The sequence below is a fragment of the Bacillus cereus group sp. N21 genome (assembly GCF_016483395.1).
Lineage (GTDB): Bacteria > Bacillota > Bacilli > Bacillales > Bacillaceae_G > Bacillus_A > Bacillus_A pseudomycoides.
Map to the genome: position 1 here is coordinate 1 of NZ_JAEHBX010000465.1, position 224 is coordinate 224.

Below are 224 nucleotides of genomic sequence, written 5' to 3' on the forward strand. Positions count from 1 at the left end.
TTGATTTTACGAAGGTTTGTCAGTTTTGTCCGTTCTTGTTTCAACTTTTTCTTAAGTTTCTTAATTTTCTCTTGTGTTTGTTTCTCATATCGTTTTTGTAACGCCATTAAACCTGTAAACAGCGCCTTCGCTTCTTGCGCCGCACTGTTTGCATAATAATCATTCAATTGATATTTCCGCTTGAGAACGAGATGAAGACTGTCTGTATATATCTTACGGTTCCA

At 36.2% G+C, this 224-nt stretch carries 1 pseudogene; it reads right to left on the reverse strand.

From position 1 onward, the window contains the following. Positions 1–224 (reverse strand): annotated as a pseudogene (locus JDS96_RS31655) (hypothetical protein); the annotation flags it as partial.